The sequence below is a fragment of the Streptomyces sp. URMC 124 genome (assembly GCF_051386455.1).
In the GTDB taxonomy this organism is placed as follows: Bacteria; Actinomycetota; Actinomycetes; order Streptomycetales; family Streptomycetaceae; genus Streptomyces.
This window is the reverse complement of the sequence record NZ_JBPQTS010000036.1, coordinates 20,566-39,238: the sequence shown is the minus strand read 5'-3', so window position 1 is coordinate 39,238 and position 18,673 is coordinate 20,566. Positions and strand designations below refer to the sequence as shown.

Annotated in this window: 17 protein-coding genes; 8 read left to right on the top strand and 9 right to left on the bottom strand. The window is 63.2% G+C overall.

Going from position 1 to position 18,673, the window contains the following annotated elements; genetic code table 11:
• Positions 1-13: 13 nt before the first annotated feature.
• Positions 14-616, top strand: coding sequence for a hypothetical protein (locus ACSNOG_RS10620; RefSeq protein ID WP_436752330.1), 603 nt, complete (start codon positions 14-16; stop codon positions 614-616).
• A gap of 21 nt (positions 617-637) precedes the next feature.
• Complete coding sequence (locus tag ACSNOG_RS10615; protein WP_436752329.1) at positions 638-1,273, top strand: hypothetical protein; 636 nt, start codon at positions 638-640, stop codon at positions 1,271-1,273.
• A 313-nt stretch (positions 1,274-1,586) separates the two neighbouring features.
• Here ACSNOG_RS10615 and ACSNOG_RS10610 read toward each other — a convergent pair whose 3' ends face one another.
• Entirely contained in the window at positions 1,587-1,910 is a 324-nt protein-coding gene (locus tag ACSNOG_RS10610) for a hypothetical protein (RefSeq protein ID WP_436752328.1), read from the bottom strand.
• A gap of 362 nt (positions 1,911-2,272) precedes the next feature.
• Between ACSNOG_RS10610 and ACSNOG_RS10605 the strand changes: the two genes are divergently transcribed.
• Both ACSNOG_RS10605 and ACSNOG_RS10600 read left to right on the top strand, forming a co-directional pair.
• Positions 2,273-2,419, top strand: a complete 147-nt coding sequence (locus tag ACSNOG_RS10605; RefSeq protein WP_436752327.1) for a hypothetical protein — start codon at positions 2,273-2,275, stop codon at positions 2,417-2,419.
• A 1,252-nt stretch (positions 2,420-3,671) separates the two neighbouring features.
• On the top strand, positions 3,672-3,845 hold the full coding sequence (locus tag ACSNOG_RS10600; RefSeq protein WP_436752326.1) for a hypothetical protein: 174 nt from the start codon (positions 3,672-3,674) through the stop codon (positions 3,843-3,845).
• A gap of 34 nt (positions 3,846-3,879) precedes the next feature.
• Here ACSNOG_RS10600 and ACSNOG_RS10595 read toward each other — a convergent pair whose 3' ends face one another.
• Genes ACSNOG_RS10595 through queC form a run of 4 tightly spaced genes read right to left on the bottom strand, consistent with a single transcriptional unit; the run spans position 3,880 to position 6,355 of the window.
• A complete protein-coding gene (locus tag ACSNOG_RS10595) occupies positions 3,880-4,647 on the bottom strand; it encodes a GTP cyclohydrolase I FolE2 (RefSeq protein ID WP_436752325.1) in 768 nt (255 codons plus the stop codon).
• A 3-nt stretch (positions 4,648-4,650) separates the two neighbouring features.
• The gene (gene queD / locus ACSNOG_RS10590) at positions 4,651-5,007 is read right to left on the bottom strand and encodes a 6-carboxytetrahydropterin synthase QueD (protein WP_436752324.1); all 357 of its coding nucleotides are present in this window, start codon (positions 5,005-5,007) and stop codon (positions 4,651-4,653) included.
• Positions 5,007-5,642 carry a 7-carboxy-7-deazaguanine synthase gene (gene queE, locus ACSNOG_RS10585; protein ID WP_436752323.1) on the bottom strand — a complete coding sequence of 212 codons (636 nt, stop codon included), beginning with the start codon at positions 5,640-5,642 and terminating at the stop codon, positions 5,007-5,009. The genes queD and queE overlap by 1 nt, the downstream gene beginning before the upstream one ends.
• A 2-nt stretch (positions 5,643-5,644) precedes the next feature.
• Positions 5,645-6,355, bottom strand: coding sequence for a 7-cyano-7-deazaguanine synthase QueC (gene queC / locus ACSNOG_RS10580; RefSeq protein WP_306501655.1), 711 nt, complete (start codon positions 6,353-6,355; stop codon positions 5,645-5,647).
• Positions 6,356-6,554: 199 nt separating this feature from the next.
• Here queC and ACSNOG_RS10575 point away from each other — a divergent pair, with 199 nt between their 5' ends.
• From ACSNOG_RS10575 to dbpB (ACSNOG_RS10560), 4 genes are read left to right on the top strand one after another with little or no spacing between them, the layout of a single operon-like run.
• The gene (locus tag ACSNOG_RS10575; protein WP_436752322.1) at positions 6,555-7,352 is read left to right on the top strand and encodes a hypothetical protein; all 798 of its coding nucleotides are present in this window, start codon (positions 6,555-6,557) and stop codon (positions 7,350-7,352) included.
• Positions 7,349-8,491, top strand: coding sequence for a DGQHR domain-containing protein DpdB (gene dbpB, locus ACSNOG_RS10570; protein WP_436752321.1), 1,143 nt, complete (start codon positions 7,349-7,351; stop codon positions 8,489-8,491). The genes ACSNOG_RS10575 and dbpB (ACSNOG_RS10570) overlap by 4 nt, the downstream gene beginning before the upstream one ends.
• Complete coding sequence (gene dpdA, locus ACSNOG_RS10565; protein WP_436752320.1) at positions 8,488-9,741, top strand: tRNA-guanine transglycosylase DpdA; 1,254 nt, start codon at positions 8,488-8,490, stop codon at positions 9,739-9,741. Before dbpB (ACSNOG_RS10570) ends, dpdA begins: the two co-directional genes overlap by 4 nt.
• A gap of 47 nt (positions 9,742-9,788) precedes the next feature.
• On the top strand, positions 9,789-10,886 hold the full coding sequence (dbpB, locus tag ACSNOG_RS10560) for a DGQHR domain-containing protein DpdB (RefSeq protein ID WP_436752319.1): 1,098 nt from the start codon (positions 9,789-9,791) through the stop codon (positions 10,884-10,886).
• Positions 10,887-10,957: 71 nt separating this feature from the next.
• On the opposite strand, the gene dpdD is transcribed toward dbpB (ACSNOG_RS10560), so the two are convergent.
• Genes dpdD through ACSNOG_RS10540 form a run of 4 tightly spaced genes read right to left on the bottom strand, consistent with a single transcriptional unit; the run spans position 10,958 to position 18,670 of the window.
• Entirely contained in the window at positions 10,958-12,979 is a 2,022-nt protein-coding gene (dpdD, locus tag ACSNOG_RS10555) for a protein DpdD (RefSeq protein ID WP_436752318.1), read from the bottom strand.
• A complete protein-coding gene (dpdK, locus tag ACSNOG_RS10550) occupies positions 12,976-13,497 on the bottom strand; it encodes a phospholipase D-like domain-containing protein DpdK (protein WP_436752317.1) in 522 nt (173 codons plus the stop codon). Before dpdK ends, dpdD begins: the two co-directional genes overlap by 4 nt.
• Positions 13,494-17,999 carry a protein DpdJ gene (dpdJ, locus tag ACSNOG_RS10545; RefSeq protein ID WP_436752316.1) on the bottom strand — a complete coding sequence of 1,502 codons (4,506 nt, stop codon included), beginning with the start codon at positions 17,997-17,999 and terminating at the stop codon, positions 13,494-13,496. Before dpdJ ends, dpdK begins: the two co-directional genes overlap by 4 nt.
• Positions 17,996-18,670, bottom strand: coding sequence for a hypothetical protein (locus tag ACSNOG_RS10540; protein ID WP_436752315.1), 675 nt, complete (start codon positions 18,668-18,670; stop codon positions 17,996-17,998). The genes dpdJ and ACSNOG_RS10540 overlap by 4 nt, the downstream gene beginning before the upstream one ends.
• Positions 18,671-18,673: the final 3 nt, after the last annotated feature.

The window sequence follows — 18,673 nt, the reverse complement described above, 5'->3', positions numbered from 1 at the left end:
GTAGAGTGCGGTTATGGATGAGATCCCCTGGTTCGAGTATGACGAGGACGACCTGAACGTCGCGCAACGCGCGTTCGTGGACGTTCTGGCCGAACGCGCGGGATCCTGGCCGGTGGATCCACTCGACACTGTCGTGCTGCCATCGGCACACACCTCCGACGGCCGGCTGATCGTCTACCTGGACATCGGTGACCCGCAACTCAACCAGGGAGTTCTGACAGTGGGCGCCCACTTCGACGGCTCCGTCGTCCGTGGGGGCGAACTCCACAACCAGGACTTCACTATCCGGCAGACCACGAGTGAGTTCGCCTTCGAAGCCGCAGGCACTCCTGCGGAGCTGGCGAACAGAGCGGCAGAATGGTTCGAGGCAGTCCTCGCACGACCGCTGGTTCGCTGCGAATGGCATCACGCGGGAAGGGCGTACGCGGTTCGCTACGAGTACGCAGATACGGGGCGAGGCCTTTGCGAGGGCTTCGAGACCCCCCTCGCCCCCGACGCACTGCAGAAAAGGCTGGCCGCTGACGGCGTGATCCGAGGCCGAGGCCGGATCAACCGTGCCGGCCTGGGGCAACCAGACGTGATCGCACACGTCCGGGGCATCCGCCCCGATCAGTAGTTACGGGACAGCTCTTAAAGCGTGTTCCGCGACACGGTGAGCGCATTTTTCCTGTATGGCTGGGGTTTTGCGGGCCACGTAGCATGCGCTGATCACCACGGTGGCGTCGAGATCGCACCGACTCAATGGGTCGAGGCAGAAGCCCGCCGGGGAGACGTTCCCGGCCTCAACTTCCGGACAGCGGAAGCGGCAGACTTTCTGACCGACCATCCCAGCAGCTTCGAGGTAGTGCTGTCGACCTTCGGCCCCGTGTGGTTCACGGACCCGGTGGCACTCCTGCCGCTGGTGAGGCGGAGCCTAGCATCCGGCGGTGTGTTCGCGTTCTCCCGCAGTCCGGCCGGGCCTGATGAGAGGGCGGAACTCTCGTCGTCGGCCCGCTTCACCAACATCACAGTAGACATTATCGATCCCCCGAACGGTGAACCCGTGGGGACGTTGGTTGTGGCGCGCCGAGACGTAATGGGGGGAGAGGCAGGGCCGGCGCAGGCCGCGCGCGCCCTGGTTCGGGAGGCAAAACCGCTGGGCCGTTGGGTGCGTGGCTGGTCGGGCAACCGCACCGGTGTCCAGGGGGACTTGAACTCTCACCTCGGGCTCCAGCCCTTCAGGCTCTTGACTTACGGAAACACCGACCTGAAGAGGCTTAGTCGTCCCTCATGAGCACAGGCTCTTCCTGGGTGTTTCCGGGCTTCCTTGACCGCTGAGGGTCGCGTGTGGCCACGTGTCACGGTCCACCCAGGGGGGGTGACTCCGGCCGCCCGGCAAACAAGGCGCTGCAACCGAGACGTGGGGCAAGCGCGCCACTCGCTAGCTAGCTGCAGAGCAAGGCCCTCACTGCTTCACGCGGATCGAGTTTGATCGACCCCCTGTGAGAGGCGCCCACTCTCCAGGGGATCTCCGATAGGACCGGCATCGAGCCGTCGGGCGTCCTGAACATGAGGAAGTCGACTGGGCAGAGTTCTTCCTGCCCCTGTCAGAAGAAGATCTCCAGGAATGGTCCGAGGACAAGCCAGACAACACCGAATATGAAGGGCAGAATGCCGACCACCCACAGGATGGCCAGCAGGACGAGAAGGCCCACCAGCGGGCCGCACGCGAACACGCCGTCCCACGCCGACCCGTTCGAACCGCCACTCGAACTGACTGAACGGCGCCGAGTCTCTCGCTGGGCATCGCGCCGTGCTCGCTTCTCAGCCTGGCGCCGCTGCCGCTCCGCCTTGCGCTGAGCCTCCCGCTGGGCCTCGCGCATGCCCTTCTCGACCGCACGCCGGACGTCGTCCCGATCTTGCCAGTCCACCTGGCCCCCTATGTTCTGGACACGACAAATCCGAGTCGATCACTATGCCACAGTCAAGGTCGTCGCCCTTTCCTGACTGTGAGGACGTGAAGCTTCAGAGCTCGTAACAGGAGCATGCTCTGCGGTTCTTCAGGCGCCGCCGGCAGACGAGTGTCGCCCAGCACGACATCCGGGCGTCGGTGAGCGCGGCCGAGAGGGGGCGGAGGGTTTCGGGCACGTCTACCACGTCGGGATTCATCGCAGCACGTGCGACGTCGCGCATATCGCGTCCGGCGAGAAGGTGCGTGAGTGTGAGAAGTCGTGTCCGGCCATGAAGCGGGCTCCTCGCGGACGCCGTCCAGGCGGCCGGCGCGGCTGTGGTGGTGGAGGCGACACCGGAGCAGCCGGTGTCCGAGTACGGGCGGGAGCAGTACGGCCGGCGCTTCGCCGTCGGCGACGTGGTGCGCTCCGGGCATCCGCGTGCGACTGGTTCCATGGGCGTGGTGGTGTCCGTGCGGGGGCCGTGGTGACGGGGAGCAGATGGCGCGCGTCCGCTGGGGCGGGAGCCCGGTCGGCTACGAGCATTGGTCGGGAACGCTCGTGTCCGTCCCGTCTGCCGCCGACATCCACACCGGCCCGGGGCCCTCCTCGCACGCTGAGCATCCGGCGGCCACGAGTATCCGGCCGAGTCGGGTGGTGTGGTCGCCCTCCGCCCCGGGGCTGCAGGCCAAGCCGTCAACGACGACCTGGCGGCCGGAGCCGGACGGAGCCGACGGCCGGCTGCCCGGCAGAGAGGGTGTCGCCACGGTTGAGGAAGACACACCCGTGCCGCTGATCCCCGTCGGGTAGGTGGCCCTTGTGTTCTGCCGCTGCCGCAACGAGACGAGCGTCCGTTGCGTAGGAGTTGCACCTGATAGGAGCCCAAGAGGCCCTCCGGGCCGTCCCGCTGCGTCGCCAGCGTCGAGGCCACCAGGTAGACCCCCGTTGCCGGAGCCGTGACGGTTGTGCCGTCCCGGCTGAGCGGTCAGCCGCCCGACTTCTCGAAGCCCGTGCTCGACCACCCGATCCGCATGGTCTGACCCGAGGCGGCACTGCAGGGCGGCGGGCGTACCCCGGAGACCCGAAGGGAAGCGTCATCAGGGCCGGGAAAACAGAAAACCCCAGATCAACTGGGGTTTTGCTGGTGGGACGTTCATAAGATCCCTTGACCAGGCGTAACAGAGCTAATTGATGTTGAGGTTCCCGCAGACCGCATGATCATTCCCCGAGTGTACGCGCATGCAATTATTGCTGGGATGCACTTACGCCCCGTGGTGGCGACGGAGGTCGGACAAGGCCGGGCTTATGCATCGTGGACGATCTGGAGCGCAAGAGTCTTGCCGTATGCAAGGCAGCTGCGGGTGACTGACGGGTGCGGCAGTGGAGATCACACCTTAGGGCTGGAGCTCTTCGATACCGCCCACGTGGCGGCGGAGCCGCTGGCTGAGCGTACGGTTGCCGAACTTGGGGCACTGCGAGCCCGGTAGCGAGGAGGAGGCACGCCCTCGCGCCCGTTGCCAGCGGAGTCGACGCGCGTGGTTTCATACGGCTTCGCGGCAACACGGAGACCATGTCGACGCCTTCTCCGGAGACCAGGTGGACCTCTGCCGTCCACTGGTCGCCAGAGGCTCAATCCCGGCTGCAGCTTTCAGGCACCGCTGAGCCGATAACTGACGTAGGCGATGCGCCGAGAAACAGGTATCCAGCACGGGACGTTGATGGCCCCCTGCCCCCGGATTCCTCATGCTGCCTGTCGAGCCGTTCGGCCGCATCCCCTGGCTGCTGATCGTCGACCTTGACCCGGCCTTCTTCCAGGTACGGCTCCAACAGATCAACGACTTCAAGTCCAGCAATGGATGCGAGTGCATGGAGCACATCATCCACTGCTCTATCGAGGCAACCACCCGATCTGAGTAGAACTATGCGGCAGTGGCTTCTGCCCAATGCTCCCTCACCCGGCGACGTATGCGACGGCGTCGTGGCTATGGATGCTTTCTAGGTTGCGGACCCTCACCGAGTGACGAAGACCCCGCTCGCGGCAGACGTGGCTGACTTCGCGGGCAATGTCTTCGACGAACACAGGGTGGTCGTACGCCTGCATCGTCAGGACACGTTCATCTGGACGCTTTACCAAGGGGACGACGGGGGCGGACGCACACCGTTCCAAGAGTCGTACGGCCTGCTGCACCCCAAAGGGATAGGGAGTCTCCCCGTGTCCTGTCACGGACAGGATGACGCGGCTGCGCTGGTTGTGGGCGCCGTAGTCAGAGATCGCTTTCGAGCACGGGCACAGACTGGTGACCTCGGTGGTAACCGAGGTGATCACCTTCGTGTCTCCGTCGTCCCAGCGGCCGTCGAACCGGACATCGTGAACCTGGAACGACTCGGTGCCAGTCGCAGGCGCGATCACCGTCGTACTCAACGGGACGGATACCGACACCGCGAGCGCCGGTGCATCCAGGAGGTCCGCACCGACTTTCAGCACGTACGGCAGCTTTCGCGGATCGAACCGGCGAAGGTGCTCGTGGGCGAGAGCCACCATGCGGCTCATGTGGGTGCCACGGCGGTCATGCTGGAGCCGTACGGTCACTTCGATCTCGGCGATGCCCTCCTGACGAAGGTGGCCGTCCTCGAAGTACAGCGGGTAGCGCAGGCCGCTGATGCCGACCTCGTCGATCTCGATGCCGCGGGTGTCGGTCTCGTTTTGGATGTCGTGCATCGCTCACTCGCCCCGATAGGTGCAGCCGGACGTACACGTCTCGCGGACGGTGAGCGCGGAGAGGTCGGGCAGGGTCGGCTTCAGCCGCTCCCAGATCCATCGGGCAAGGACCTCGCTCGTCGGGTTCTCCAGACCTTCGATGTCGTTGAGGTAGTAGTGGTCGAGCTGCGCTTCGAGGGGCTTGAAGGCCTTCTTGAGATCGCCGAAGTCCATGACCCAGCCCGACTCGGGGTCGACGGGAGCCTCGACATGGACGATGACCCTGTAGGAGTGGCCGTGCAGGCGCGCGCACTTGTGGCCCTCGGGCACGTTGGGCAAGCGATGTGCAGCTTCGAAGGTGAACTCGCGGAAGATTTCCATTACTGAATTCCCAGATACTTGTGCGTCTGGAGAGAGAGGATCCAGCGCGGGTTCTTCATGCAGTAGTCGACAGTCGCCCTGGTGTTGGCTTCAACGTCCGGGCCGTCCATGGGCTGGAGCCGGAAGTACCGGAAGTCCAGGTGCTCGAACTGACGAGGGTCGCCGCCCAGTTGGGGGTAGACCAGCTTCAGTTCGTCTCCGCAGGTCAAGACCAGTTCGGAGCCGACCTTGGGGCTGACGCAGAGCCAGTCGATGCCGTTCGGCGGTACGCGGGTGCCATTCGTCTCGACGGCCACCTCGAAGCCGCGGGCGTGCAGGGCGTCGATCGCCGCTTCGTCGAGTTGTAGGAGCGGTTCGCCGCCGGTGCACACCACGAAGCGGTGCTCCCTGGACGACGACGGCCATGCCTGCTCGACGGCCCGAGCGAGGTCGTCCGGGGTCCGGAACCGGCCGCCCCCTTCCCCGTCAGTTCCGACGAAATCTGTGTCGCAGAACTGGCAGATCGCACGGTGACGATCCTTCTCCAGGCCCGTCCACAGATTGCACCGGGAGAAGCGGCAGAAGACGGCCGGACGGCCAGCGTGACTCCCTTCGCCTTGCAGGGTGTAGAAGATCTCCTTGACCAGGTAGGTCATTCTCACGCGCCCTGGTATTGCACGGGGTCGGTGACGCCGGCCTCGGCGAAGCCCTTGAGGCGGAGCAGGCAGGTCTCGCAATGTCCGCATGCCCGCCCCTGCTCGTCCGGGTCGTAGCAAGAGGAGGTGAGGGAGTAGTCCACGCCGAGGCGCAGGCCCTCACGGACGATGTCGGCCTTCGACATGGCGATGAGCGGCGAGTGGAGCTTAAGACTCTGCGTGCCCTCGACCCCGGCGCGGGTGGCCAAGTTGGCCATGCGCTCGTAGGCCTCCATGTACTCGGGGCGGCAGTCCGGGTAGCCGCTGTAGTCGACCGCGGTCACTCCGGTGAAGATGTCGCTCGCCCCAACCGTCTCCGCATAGGCGAGGGCGAAGGAGAGGAAGATCGTGTTGCGTGCCGGTACGTACGTAACCGGGACGCTGCTGCCGGTGTCCTTGTCTCCTGCGTCGTCCAGAGACTCGTGCTTCGGAACGTCGATGTCCGACGTGAGCGCGGATCCGCCGAAAACTCGCAGGTCGATGTCCGCGATGACGTGCCGAGCGACCCCCTGCGCCTCAGCCACGCGCTTCGCGGCCTCAAGCTCCACGCTGTGCCGCTGCCCGTAGCGGAAGCTCAGCGCGTACGGCGTGTAGCCCTGGTCCTTAGCGATCGCCAGAACGGTCGTTGAATCCAGTCCGCCACTCAGTAGAACGATCGCGGGACGCTCCGCCATGCCTGCTCCTAGTTAGCTCCGTGTGTACTGCGGCAGCTTACGCGAAAAGTGACAGGTAGAGTAACGACGACAGACTGGTAGTTATGAGCGTCGGGAGCCGAGCCGCGTGAGGCAACTTTCACTTGTGGTCACATGTACGGACCGTAAGGCTGTAGCGCCGGAAGCTTCGCTGCACGCAAGGTCACTGCCAGGCGGGACCGTGGAGGAACGCTCGACCACCTGGAAGGGGCGCGTCGCGGACGCCTCCGCTACTCATCCACTCGACAGGCTCTACTGCGGCGACCACTGGACACAGTCGCGTCGCCTCGTCGCTACAGCCGCCAAGGCTGGTTTCGACGCACGGCTATGGGTCGCGTCCGCCGGCCTCGGCCTTCGGCCAGCATCCGAGCGAGCCCCGGCATACGCGGCGACCTTCAGCACGCGACACGCTGACTCGGTAGCCACCTCTGCGGATGGAAGCGCCCAGTGGTGGAAGCACCTGCAAGATGGACAAAGCCGCACAACACTGCAGGAACTCGGAAAAAGCGGGCCAATCTTGATGGTTCTATCCGAGGCCTACGCGAAGGCCATGGAAGCCGAACTTCGAGCCCTAGGTGCCGTTGCGAGCGAGGCGCTGCTGGTAGGCGGTGTCGAAGAGATCCCCGGCCTCCGAAGAGTCGCCTCCGATGCAGGGCTGCGACTCGCGCTCGGCGGAACCCTCACGAGCCTCAATGTCCGCATGGCCGCTTCCTGGCTCCAGCACTGCGAGGACAGTCGACTGACCTCTGAGACCACCAGTTCCGCCTGGCACGTGTGGGCGTCGGCTGTACCGAGGCCGGAACAACTCAACCGTCAGCTCATGACCGATGCAGAGGTCATCGCCTTCATTAGGCAGGAGACGGGGGCTCAACCGGGCATCTCACGGACGCGGCTGTTGCGGATCTTGCGCGACAGCGGCCGAGCATGTGAACAGAGCAGGTTTGCCACCCTGTTCAAGCGAACCATGGGGGATCAGTGACCGAGAACCTCATCACACGCAGAGCTCTGCGGATCAATCAGCACCCCGACATCCCCTTGTACCTTTTTGCCCTGGAAGCCGGAGAAGTCGACCTCGTAGCCGACGTTGCGCGGATCTCACGCGATGAGGCCGGAAAGCTCCTCGGCTACCAGCGCCCCGAGAAGAAACAGCACGTAAAACAGATCTTGGAGTATCTGGACGGGGACGAGGTGCTGTTTCCGAACGGACTCATCCTCGCACTCCCATCCTCAGTACGTTTCAGAGGAAGCCGCGGACCGAACCCTAGCGACGGCCTTGCAACCATTGGGATGCTTGAGATCCCACTGCCAGAGTCACGGGAGGCTCCCCGTCCGGCTCTCATCGTTGATGGCCAGCAGCGGAGCCTGGCCCTTGCCCGTACTCGGAATGCCAAGTTGCCTATCACAGTGGCTGGCTTCGTTTCCGAAGATCTGCATGTCCAGCGCGAGCAGTTTTTGCGGGTCAATACAGTGTCGCCGCTCCCCAGCGACCTGGTTTCCGAACTCCTACCGGAAGTAAACACTCAACTGCCTACCAAGCTCTCGGCTCGTAAACTTCCGGCAATCTTGGTGAATGCGCTAAGCCAGGATGGCGACTCACCCTTTAAGGGCCTGATCAAACAAGCATCGACGACAGCTAGCCGGAAATCTGAGACGGTCGTTAAGGACAACAGTCTACTTCAGGCGATCACCGCGTCATTGTCGCCTTCTGGGGTGCTCTTCCCTTACAAAGACTTGTCCAGCGGAACCATTGATACGAGCACTATTCGCAAGATCCTTGTCGTCTACTGGACGGCCGTGCGAGACACCTTTCCTGACGCCTGGGGAATCTCCCCCAATAAGAGCCGACTAATGCACGGCGTCGGCATTCGGTCAATGGGACAGCTCATGGACCGCGTCATGGAGAGAGTGATGTTTGAAGTAGACATCAACTCGGATGAGGCGTACAGCAAGGTCATGGCCGAATTGGCCCTGGTCGAACCCTACTGCCGCTGGGCCAAGGGGCGCTGGCCCGAGATTAACTACAACTGGAACGAATTGGAGAACATCACAAAGCACATCAACATCCTGTCAAATTACCTGATTCGCGTTTACCAGAAGGCAAGGATGGGCGCAGCGTGAGGTTCTACTTTCCGGACAGTCAGGACCAGGTCAGTCCGAGTTATGACTTCCTCAATGAGGAGTATTCTCCTTTTCGCGTCCGACAACGGGACGATTTCTACGCCCATCAGGCTGTGAAGCCGGCACCTTACGACGGCATCCTGGTCAGCAAGGCCATTGTCGACGGGTCCGTCAAGGGGGCGGGTAAGTACAGCGCACCGCAGCGTGAACGTCTCTACCGGCTTGGCGTGCGGAATTTCTTCAGGCTCCCCAAGACGATGAGCAGCCTGGGAGACTGCGGAGCCTTCAACTATATCAACGAAGAGCGCCCACCCTATACGGTTGATCAGGTACTCGATTTCTATATCGGCTGCAAGTTCAACTCCGGAATCAGCATCGACCACGTAATCTTCGGATATGAGCCCGAACTCACCGAAGAGGACGCAAACCCTGCATGGGTAAAGCGACGCGAGATCTCGCTGGAGTTGGCTGAAGAATTCATCGCTGCTGTCCGATCACGCAATTCCAAGATCCTGGAAGAAGACGACAAGCTCGAACCGGTCGGCGCAGCGCAGGGCTGGAGCCCGGACAGCTACGCCGACAGCGTTGCCCGACTTCAGAAAATGGGCTACAAGCGGATTGCCCTAGGCGGCATGGTTCCACTAAAGACGCCCGAGATCGTGGCGTGCCTGAAGAGGATTGCACAAGTTCGCACAGAAGGAGTTGACTTCCATCTCCTCGGAATCACTCGCGTAGACAGCATGGAAGAATTCGCGAAATTCCACGTAGAAAGCTTCGATAGCACCTCTTCTTTCCGTCAGGCCTTTATGGATGAGCGCAACAACTATCACACCGCAGATAAGGCCTACACAGCGATTCGCGTTCCGCAGGTCGACGGAAATCCAGCTCTCAAGCGATTGATCCTGGCCGGCGTCGTATCCCAATCCGAAGCAATCAAGGACGAGCGAGAGTGCCTTCAACTGCTGCGTGATTACGACAAGGATTTGGTGGATGCCTCAGAGGTCTTGGATGCCTTGCGCCGCTACCAGGTGCTCCTCGGCGATACCAAGAAGCTGAAGCAGTTGGACAACCAACTGAAGCGATACGGCGCCACGCTGACTGACAGGCCATGGAAGCACTGCACATGCGACCTCTGCCGGGAACACAAGATCGAGATGGTCATATTCCGTGGGTCCGAGCGTAACAAGCGCCGCGGATTCCATAACATGACGGTACTCGAAGCAAAGATGCGCAAGCTGTCGTTGACATAATCACCCAGAACGCGCATAACACCCAAAGTAACCCAACAGGAGATGATGTGGCCGACCGCTACGAGCTGAAGCTACCCGCCCTCAAGATCCTCCAAGGCGCCAAGGAGATCTACTGCTTCGCCGTCGACGGCAAGAAACTGCACGACTTCGCCGCCGTGTCGCGCATCCGCCGTGATGACCAGAAGCGGTTGCAGGGGTACCAGCGGCCCGAGGTCCTCAGCCACATCCGCTCAATCCGCCGCTACCTCGAGTCCGAGGGAGCGATGCTCCCTAACGCCGTGGTCCTCGCGTTCGACGAGCGGGTGAGGTTCGAACCAACGGTCCGCGGCGGCGATGTGAAGTACTCCATCCCGGGCGAGCTGATCATCCCGGTCGACGAGTCACTGGCCGACGACGAGAAGCCGGCCTGGCTCGTGGACGGACAGCAGCGCAGCGCCGCCATCAGGGACGCTGACCTCGCTGAGTTCCCTGTCGCCGCCGTGGGCTTCATCGCATCCGGGCAGGAAGAGCAGCGGTCGCAGTTCATCCTGGTCAACTCCACCAAGCCGCTCCCCAAGGGACTCGTGTACGAGCTCCTGCCCGAGACCACCGGCCAGCTGCCGCGCTCTCTCGCGCGCAGGGCACTCGCCGCGAGGCTCATGGTCCACCTGAATATGGGGGACGGTCCGTTCAGCGGAAGGATCAGCAGTCCCACATCCCCCACCGGAGACATCAAGGACAACAGCGTTCTGAAGATGCTGGAGCACAGCATCTACGAGGGCGCCTTGTACCAGTACCGCAACGCCACCGACGGCACCGGGGACGAGGAGCGGATGCTGGCCCACCTGCTGGCCTTCTGGACGCCAGTGGCAAGCATCTTCCGCGAGGCGTGGGGGAAGCCCCCGAAGGAGTCCAGGCTGACCCATGGGGTGGGCATCCAGGCGATGGGCTTCGTCATGGACCGGCTCACCGCGGATGTCCCGGTCGACAAGGTCGACTGGGATGACGTCCGTGCCATTCTGCGTGGGCTGGAAGAGCACGTGGCCTGGACCTCGGGGAAATGGAACTTCGGAGATGACCATCAGCCCAACTGGAACAGCCTGCAGAATACGTCCAAGGACGTACGGCTGCTCAGCAGCTATCTGCAAGCCCGAGTCAGCGCCTAGCCCTTAGCTCGCCTGTCGCTGCCCGAGGCCTTGCTGCGGCGGCCGCCCGGTCCTGGGCGGCCGCCGTTCTGTTAGGACTCTGCTGCTGCGAGGCGGAGCGCATCGACCGCAGCGCGGAGGAGTGATGCGGAGCCACTCCCGTTCGCATATCCGACGTGCTTTGTCGTCTTGTTCTGATCAATGAAGCCGGTGGCCGCGTGCTTGGCGCAGCGCGTGGCCAAAACGATCACATTCGCAGTACGGGCCTTCTGCCGCAGTTGCGGCGTGCCTACGTGGTCGTAAGCCGTCAAGACCTTCACAGCGGGAGCGAGCCGCTTCAGTTCCTCCTGGCATCGGGTGAGCACTGCCTCGTCCAGTGAGTAGAGCAGCAGTGTCGCCGAGGGGAACTCGACGGGCGTGCTCTCCTTGCCGTCTTCGCCAGCAGGAGCATCCCAGGAGAAGCTGATGCCGAGGTCTTCAGAGAGCCGGCGCGCGAAGGCAAGGTCTACCTCAGTGAGGCGGCGGCTGTGTGCAGACAGAGGCCCGAGCAGCTGCGAGCACAAGCTCGTGCGGGCCTCAGGATCAGGGCACGCTGCAAGGAACAAGCGGTCGACGAAGTCCAAGACAGCCGAGGCCCGTTCGGGAGCAACCCACCGATCCGTGTCCGAACCGATGTCCTTAAGGATCTCCGCGTACTGATCGGCAGAGGGAGCAGCGCGAAGTGCGATCTCCATCAGCGCCTGCAAGGCCGCCAAGTCGCCAGGGCTGTAGCGGTTGAAAAGCACTGCGTTGCGGATGAATGCGTGGGCGCATTCGGGTGCGGGGTCGTCGTAGCCCACGGCATCGATGAACGAGCCCACTGCCCGCCATAGTTCTCGCGCGGCGCCGTCGCTCAACCCGTCCAGGAATTCGGCGAGGGCCCCATCGTGCTCTGCAGGAGTGGGCCACAGGGTCCACTGTTCCTCATCCAGTGCGTCCTTCGCCGCGCTGTCGCCCTCGGCGAGCGCGAAGAACAGGGCTGGCCAATCGTTGATCGGAGTGGCCGTGTCTGCCGACTCCTCGGGTTGCGCGACCGTGGAGGTATCGAGGTCGCCCGAAGCCTGGGCAATAAGCGCATTGGCCTCGTTCAACACGAGCATGGGGATCTCGGGTGTTTGGTCGAGGTCCTCAGCAGCCGTCACGAACCGGCGTGCGGCCTCTGCGTTCTTGAGGATCACGCAAGCCAGAAGGAGCACCGTCATGGCCTGCGGTCCATACGACCGCGGGTCGCCTGCGAGCAGATCGGGGACGGCCCTGCCGTGAGTGATGAGGTTGGACTTGGCCGCCTCCAGATTCCGAGCCGCGAGTGGCTCCTCCAGAGCAACGGTGTACACGGCGTTCAGGATTGCTGCCTTCACCGGCGCAGGAGGATCTTGCCGAGCCACGTCCTGGAGTGCCGGGAACTGCAGCACCTTGGTACTCGCTCCGAGACGGTCAAGTCTCTTGAGCTTGAGATGCGCAAGATTCGTCGCAGTAAGCCCGCCCGCGGCCGCGAGTTGCTCAAGGAGGTCAAGCGACGCAGCTTCGCCGCCGGCCGCGAGAGCCGCGTCGAACTCGGCGATGAGACGCCCGACCGGCTTTATTACGCGCCATAGCCTTGGCGGACGCCTCAGGTAGGTCTGCTGCATCAGTAGCAGAGCATCAGTCAGGCCCTGCCGGTACTTGTCGCTTTCCCCGGTTGTCAGCCGGAAAGTGGAACGTTCGCCAGCCAGGTCGATGACGGCGCGTTCTACGGGATCGTCCCGGTTGAGGAGAGTTGGACGAAGGCCACCGCGCTCCATGTTGCAGTAAATGTACGTAGGCCCCGCAAATGCCTCAATGAGTTCAGCTGTCTTGCCGGCATCTGCTGGGTCGCGTGCGATGGCGTACATCGAGTACGACTGGTTTGCGGCGACCCAACGAGGGAGAACGATGGGCGCGTCGTTATCGCCCAGCGCGATCTTGACGAAGGGCTCGGTGCGCGCTGTCCACGAGTGCTTGGGGTCCATCTTGGGCCACGCGTCGTTGCCCTCGCCGAAGAACCTGCGCAGGAACGCCTGGATACGATCAGTGGTCCAGGAGGTGGTCTGGTTCATTCTCCGTTCCCCCACCGCTCGGCCAGGTCAATCCGTGCTTGGGCGGCAGCGTCGCTGCCTGCCCGGTAAGTGATCTTTTCGTCGTTCCGGGCCATGCCTCGGATCGTGAAGTTCATCGATCCACTCAGCATCCAATCATTCCCGCACAGGGTCTTCTCGTGGATATCCGGGTCGCGGACGATGTGAAGCTTCCTTCCTGATGCCGCCTTCGTCAGGCGGCGCAGGAAGTCCTCGTTGTGGGGGTCATCGCGGGTCACGACGTGTACCTGTGCGCCACCATGGGCGATACGGGCCACGGCGTCTGAGAGTCGGCACCCCACGGGAGGGGTGTCTCCAAAGAGTGCGTCGTAGGCGCCGTGGCTGTTGTCGAGGACCTGGACGTCGGTGATCCATGCGGACACCAACCACAGGTGGTCGCTGGGTGCGATGAACTCCGCGATCAGCGCGGCGGACAGCATGGTGTCAACGCGAATCGCGGTGTGCTGCCCAGTGCGGAGGGTTCGTTCCTGGGATTTCACTGGGCTGCCTCCCTCAATTCGACCCTGACTCGAATCTCGTTCTGGTGGCGGACCACGCCGCAGACTTCTCCGTAGAGGCGAAGCACATCCCGGTCGATGGGCGTGACCGGAACCTGCTTCAAGGCTTGAGCCATCAGAGTCGCGTCTCCCGCTGGACAGACCAGCTCGACAGCCGAGGTCGCGGTCAATTGCTGCCGGTAGGCGTTATCCCAGGTGGGCTTGGTCACGTCGATCACCGGTACACGGTCATCGTGTGCGGCTTGGACCAGCAGACGCTCGAGGACGGGGTCGTCAGCGTATGGCTGGTAGTGCTTCAAGTCCTGAGTGCGGGCCTGGTGGCCACGAGGCCAGAGAAGACTGAAGACTTGGTCTGCGGTCAGGGATCGGGCTCCTTCCAACTGGAGCTTGCCGGATCCCACGGCGTATGCGATCACGCGGGCGTCGACCTCGACCCGGAGACGTTGCTCCAACTCCGTCCATGCGTCAACAAGGACGAGAGCGGTGACGTCAGTATCGGGCCCGGACCCCGGGCGCAGAAGCCGCGTGGACAGGGCAGCAACGGCTGCATGCCGAGGCGGGCCGTCGAGCCGTGCCCAGGCCTCGCGAAGGACGTCCAGAGCGTCCTCGGCTTCTTTGGCGGAACTGCCGGCCCGGAGTGTCGCCATTGCCTGGGCAGCTGTTCCGCTGGGTTCGTCGATGACGTGCCGGAGGAACCGGGTCAGGGTGGCGTCGACGTACTCGTATTCGCTGGGCGCGAGGCTGCTCGTCACAAGCCCCCAGAATTGCCGGGGATCCTTCGAGTAGAAGTCGACCAACTGCTCGACGATCCCCAACCCACCCACGGACGTTTCGCTGAGCCACACCTCGGTGAGCGAGTCCTCTCCCTCACCGGGGAGTGTGTCAACGATGAGATCGCCGTCCTGTGCGTTCGGGCACGCGCGTTGAGCAGCAGCAAGAATCGCAGCCGCCATCGTGTCGCGGTATGTGCGCCGGGCGAGCCGGCTGGTCTCGGCTGAAATGTCCTCTGCTACCAGCAGCTCCGCTGCCCTGTCCAGAGCTGTGATGACCGTGCTGTCGGCGACGAGCTTGATCAACTCTGACACGAGTCGATCACCGTCGACCTCGTGCTCAGTCACGTCGGAGTCACGGTAGAGCACTTGGAAGATCTTGGAGAGATCGTGAGTCCAGGCGCCGTTCTTCAGCAGCGCACGGACGTCAGGGTTCGTGCGGCTCCCGTCGAGTCCGGCCAGAGCGAACGCGGTCAGATAAATCTGGGCCAGGCGCTCCCGCTGGAACCTGTCGGAGATCTCGACCAAGGCAGGATCGTCCTGAACCGTGTGCAAGAAGGCCAGCGAGCGCCACTGAGGCGTAGTGAGGTACTCCCTGACAGCCGGATCGTCGAGGTTGAGCGGCTTGAGTTCGAAGCGGATGGCATCAACGCCCAAGGCGAATCCGAGAGCGGCCGGTCGTCCCCGGAGTTCGTACCGAACAGTGCGGGCTTGACTATTCTGGCGTTCCCGGCGGACGTTGCACTCAGCGCCGAATGTCATGCGGCGCACTTGTACAGGGTTGCCGGCCGCGTGAGTCGCAAAGCTGACCATGTCAATGCGACGTTGCCAGGGGGACGGCTTCGGCACGGTGCCCTCGCTGAGGGGCGCGTCGTCCTCCACGACGATCTGGGTGCCCCACTGGGGCTGGCCGTGGGACTGGTCCACGATGTCGGGATCGGGTTGGGAAAGCTCCAGGCTCAAGGGGCGGACGACTTCGAGGTTGGTGCCATCGTGTCCATGAGGCTGCCAGGTGCCCTCCAGCCTGCCCTCGGTAACGATTTCCCTCAGGTTGAGCACATTGGCGTCCTCGTCGGGGATCGGGAGCCACGTGCGGTGAGTGTCGTCCATGTACCCGAAGCGCCGGCTGACCCGTCCCGGCACGGCTTCAGTCAATGCCTTACCGATGGGCATGTGTTCGATGGATCCGTCCCCGTTGTCGAAGGGGAGTTCCAGATCGACCTCAGGAAGGTTCAGCGGCTCGAACAGGGTCCGGGTGATGAACTCGGGGAGCATGGCCTTCTTGCCCATGCCGGGGTCGTTTACAAGAGGTTCCCAACGGGAGCGAAGCCGGCGAAGAGCCGTGGGCACGACGGCCAGGAGGAGGGAGCGAGGCTGTTCCCACAACACGGCCTGTGCCTCGTCAACGCTGATCTTCAACGCCTTGACGAGGTGCCGTGCAAACTCGTCCTGGACACGCTCCTCTGTCAGCAGTTGATGCAAGATCCTGATCAGTCCGAGGCGCTCGTTCTCGTATTCGGACAAGATCCTCGGGTCATCCGGGGTCGTCAGGAGCTTCCGCACGTCGCCGCGCCCGACCTGGACACGCATCCTGCGCCCGGCCCAGTCAAGAAGAGCCTGGGCTCCCTGAATCTTGAGGACGTACCGGTTCTTGAGCGGCAGGGTCGTGGCAGCGACCTCCGGAGCAAAGAGCGTTTCGTAGCCTTGGTAGGCCAGGCGATCGCGACCGTAGTCCGACAAGGTCACGATGGTCAGCGGCCGAGTCCCGCGCTCTCGGCCAGCGCGGCCGCGGCGCTGGATGAACGAAGCGGCATTCCGCGGTGCCTTGTGTTGAAGGACGAGACCAACCCGGGGATCGTTGAAACCCACCTCCAATGACGCTGTAGCGATCGTGAGGTTCGCATTGCGGTTCACCCCCGCGTCCTGGGATGAGGTCCGCCCGATGATCAAGGGGTGCATGCGGAGATCGGGGTCGAGTTCATGACCGATCCGCTCGACGAGTTCCCAGTTCTGTCCCTCGAGGTAGCGGGGCCCGGGCTCAGGGCGCGCACGTGACCGCAACCCGGCCAGCACGTCACCCCGGCGATTCGTGCGCCCGCGGTGGTCCTGGTCGCCCTCGGCGTCTCGGAGGTACTTGTAGAAGCGGTTGGTGACGTCCAGGGCATCCGTGAATAGGAACCCGCTCGAGCCGTAGAGGAAGGCGTCGTCACCGTTGTCGAGTACGCGGCCCCAGAGCATCGCAGTCTGGATCGACGTGGACAGGAGACTGGCTCCCGAGACTGGGTCGCCTCGCAGCGCGAGCGCGTACTCGCGGCCTTCTCGCACCATGGTGGCATCGTCGGGTGCAATGGGGTCCACGTCACTCTCGCGCAGACCGACCAACTGTGCGAAGAACTGGTTCGCGTCGCGCAGTGTGGCGCTGAGGCCCACGAAAGTTACGGGTTTGCCTACTGCGTCCCTCCATCTGCGTAGGAGGTAGGCGACCTGTGCCCCGTGCACTCCCGAGTAGGTGTGCACCTCATCGAGGAGCATCAGGGACGGCACGCTTCCCCCGCGCCAGCCCAGGAGGCTATCGAGGTAGCCGTCGGCGCTGCAGTTGTTCAGCATCTCCGTAGTGGTGAACAACAGGTGCGGCGGGTCCTTCTTCAAGGACTCGCGAGTCAGGGCGAGTTGGCCGTCCGGGATTTCGTCCCCGCAGCGTCGACATATGAGGCGTTCAACGCGTTCAGCGCGGTCCCTGTCGGACCAAATCAACTCGCCGTCTTCACACTCAGGGCTGGGACAGGGAAGGAAGGGACACACGGCGCCGTCCCCTACACGTGCCCAACGGCCAGAACCTCGTCCGGGCTGAAGTCGCCAGTCGTCGGCGTGATTCGGGGTGCCTCCGTAGAGTGCGCCGAGACGCAGAGGCCTCTTCCTTTGGCTGACGAGCGCGCTCTGAACGCTGCGAGCATTGACGATCGCATCGCGCAACTGATCCCGCAGCAACTCAGTTCGCGGATACAGAGCCAGAGTGTGGATCCTGTTCTGGACCCTGTTGGTCGCGTGCTCCGCTATGGCTGCGAAGGCGGGCAGGTAGAAGGACAGCGTCTTGCCGCTACCGGTGCCGGCGCTGACGATGATTCCCTTGGAACGGTTTTGGCCCTGGAGTGAGGAGAAGACAGCTTGCGTTGCCTCCAACTGAAAACGGGCGAGGTTCTTGCCTCCCAGTTGGTCCTGGGCAACGCGGTCTTGGAGATCGCCCCAACCGGGAAGGGTGCGCAGCTCCTTGAGTGCTTGGGGGCCTGGGATGTCTCGATCAGGGTAACGGCGGTAGCGAACGTGTAGGCGGTAGTCAGCAACGAGTCGCTTCCCTTGCCGCCACCATCCGTTGGGGGTGTCGTCTACCCAGTCTCCGCGAGGGCGGAAGAGTTGGCGCAGTCCGGCAGTCAAGCGCAGAGCCTCGGCAAAACGAGTGCGGTAGCGGATTGATCCGTCGCTGGGCCAGGGCACCTTGAAGAGCAGCGCGCGGCCCTGCATCTCGCGGAGGATCTCGACGGCTGATAGTGCTGGCGGATTGTTGCATTCGTCGAGGAACTGCTCGATGCAGCTGAGGACGTCATCCTCCGAGAGCGCGCCTTCCGTCATGCCCCACATGAGGAGGGGCAACTCAAGGTCTTCAAGTTGGTTCAGGAGTTCGTTGGCGAACTTCCGGCCTACTGTGCTCTGGTTCACGAACCCTTCCTCTTCAGGATGATGTGGGCGTCCATCCGGCATTCGCGAAGGAGTGCGATCTCTTCGTCTGTGACGTCGCTTAGCGTCAGGCCAGGTTGCTCACGTAGCCGATTTAGCAGGTCGACGAGTGCTTCCGGCGGGTCTTGAGTGTCTTGAAGGAGTTCCGCTAGGCCGGCGTACGTGGTCGCGAATGTGGTGATGGCTTCTTTAGAAGCCTTGCCCCTGGCGATGCGCTCCAGTTCGAGTTGTCGCTTGGAAGCCTGCTCCTCCGCTTCGAGTTCGACGAGCATCGAGATTCGCGCCAGGGGCAGGTCCGCGAGGAGTTGCTCAGTCCAGGCTGACCAAGCGGCTTGGTTCTCTTCCGCGAGACGATCGGTTACTGCCTGTGTCTTCTTCTTCGCCGTGTTGAACACCTGGTTGGAGGGGAGTCCGCTGGGTCCCAGACTGCGTTCGAATCCAGCCCTGCCGTCATCGATGCCGGACAAGTCGATGTCGAGTCCCGCGCCGCGGGACTGTAGGGCCTGTGTGACGGCCAGTTGCGAGCGAAGCTGGTTGAGCTGGGAGCGGAGTTCCAGCAGCCGGCTTGATACACGAGTGGCCTGTCGCTGAGAGTCCTCGCCATCCGCGATACGGGAAGCGTGATCCTCGAGCAGCTTTGCCTTCTCGTACACGGA

Bases quoted from the DNA above. Each gene is read 5' to 3' on its own strand.
- ACSNOG_RS10620 (WP_436752330.1), top strand. From the start codon at position 14: ATGGATGAGATCCCCTGGTTCGAGTATGACGAGGACGACCTGAACGTC.
- ACSNOG_RS10600 (WP_436752326.1), top strand. From the start codon at position 3,672: ATGCTGCCTGTCGAGCCGTTCGGCCGCATCCCCTGGCTGCTGATCGTC.
- ACSNOG_RS10595 (WP_436752325.1), bottom strand. From the start codon at position 4,647: ATGCACGACATCCAAAACGAGACCGACACCCGCGGCATCGAGATCGAC.
- queD (WP_436752324.1), bottom strand. From the start codon at position 5,007: ATGGAAATCTTCCGCGAGTTCACCTTCGAAGCTGCACATCGCTTGCCC.
- queE (WP_436752323.1), bottom strand. From the start codon at position 5,642: ATGACCTACCTGGTCAAGGAGATCTTCTACACCCTGCAAGGCGAAGGG.
- queC (WP_306501655.1), bottom strand. From the start codon at position 6,355: ATGGCGGAGCGTCCCGCGATCGTTCTACTGAGTGGCGGACTGGATTCA.
- dpdD (WP_436752318.1), bottom strand. From the start codon at position 12,979: ATGAACCAGACCACCTCCTGGACCACTGATCGTATCCAGGCGTTCCTG.